The organism is Brevibacillus jepli, assembly GCF_047229145.1.
GTDB lineage: Bacteria > Bacillota > Bacilli > Brevibacillales > Brevibacillaceae > Brevibacillus.
This window is the reverse complement of the sequence record NZ_JBFEFW010000077.1, coordinates 1-1,681: the sequence shown is the minus strand read 5'-3', so window position 1 is coordinate 1,681 and position 1,681 is coordinate 1. Positions and strand designations below refer to the sequence as shown.

The window sequence follows — 1,681 nt, the reverse complement described above, 5'->3', positions numbered from 1 at the left end:
TCGGTGTTTGTCAAGATAGTTGTCGCGAATTGATGAAAATAAGATAACTATGTTTGAGCTTTTTGCTCAGCTTGAATAAGGGTCGCTTTTTCCGGATTGAGCCAAACTTCTTCATCCAGGCTCCAATCGCGTGTAGCCCCTGACCAGCGACCAGGATTCGAGGCTTTCGCGGTTTCGTAGACTCGTTTTCTTTTCTCAAATACTTGCTTAGACAGACCGTTGTGTCTCTGGTTCGGCGTTATAAAGTTAAGTCCGCTGTGGCGATGCTCGTGATTGTACCAGCGCACAAAACGTAGCACCCATTCACGCGCTTCTGTGCGATCCTTAAACCCTTGCTCAGGGTACTCTGGACGGTATTTGCATGTCCGGAAGATGGATTCAGCATAGGGGTTATCATTGCTAACTCGCGGACGGCTTCTAGAAGGGGTAATACCTAAACTGTACAGCGTTTCTAATAAGGTTGCCCCTTTCATTGGACTACCGTTGTCCGAGTGCAGCACAAGTGGTTGCTGGCGAACGACACACTGCTCACTTAGCACGGTTCTGCGAATCAATTGACTGGCATGCTCGGCCGACTCTTCCTCCCAAATCTCCCAACCGACAATTTTGCGACTATACAAATCCAGCACGAGATAGAGGTAGAAGAACAAGCCTTTAACCGGCCCAGGCAACCACGTAATATCCCACATCCAGACCTGGTTAGCCCCGGTTGCACGGTGACTTGTCAGCGGCTTGGCGGTTCGCTTCTTGCTCCGTCCACGATGCTGCTGCTGTTTGTGTTTATGCATCACGCGATAAAAGCTCGATTCGGAAGCGATATACGTCCCCTGATCGGCCAGCGCGGGAACGATTTGACTCGGAGGCAAACTCTGAAATTCCGGTTGATGAATGACGTCCAGAATCTGTTGCTCTTCATCCTCGCTGAGCTTGTGGGCGGGCTCAGGCCGTTTCGCATTTGGACGCCCATCTTCACGCACACCATACTGTCGCCAACGTTGCAGGGTGCGCTGAGTCAGTCCAAGCTCTTTACAGGCGAGCCGCTCTCTTGCTCCGGCTTCGACCGCTTCTTGAATCAGTGATATGGCTAATTGACGATCTGAGGCACTGATCATTCGTCCCCTTGGTCCCCCCAGATCGCTTGGGCCTTTTTTCGTAACACCAGTAGCGCGGCCGTTTCCGCGAGCGCCGCTTCTTTGCGCTGCAGCTCACGGCTTAGGGTTTTTACCTCTTGCTCCTTTGTACGGAGATCCTTTTGGAGCTTGCTCGCTTGCTCGGCTATCCCGCCATTGGCTTGCATGCAGGCATCACGCCAAGCCTCTACTTGTTCGACGAATAGCCCTTTAGCGCGACAGTATTCCGACAGTTCGATTTCACTTAGCGCAGCGGTTTCCACCACGATGGCAAATTTATCTCTTGTGCTCCATCTCTCGGCAGGCTGCGTACCATCAGGCATGATCTTTCCTTGTGCTTTGGCCGCCTTTTTCCATTTGTATAGCGTTGTTTCCGATAGTCCGCTCTCTCTGGCGATCTGGCTGACAGGCTCATTGCTGGGCGGCATCATCCGTTGCAAAATGCTCTGCTTTAACTCCTTGCTCACTTGGTTCATTGTCTCCCACCTCGTCCTCGTTTTCCTCACTATACGTTCTTTAGAGGGGTACGACAACTATTCTGACACAGGGGG

General features: G+C 51.8%; 1 protein-coding gene. It reads right to left on the bottom strand.

Features of this window, described 5'->3' with window-relative positions:
- Window positions 1–47: 47 nt before the first annotated feature.
- A protein-coding gene (locus tag AB1L17_RS31305; protein WP_252989885.1) for an IS3 family transposase occupies window positions 48–1,606 on the bottom strand; the annotation gives its coding sequence in 2 pieces (ribosomal slippage) (window positions 48–1,135 and window positions 1,135–1,606; 1,560 coding nt in all).
- Window positions 1,607–1,681 lie beyond the last annotated feature (75 nt).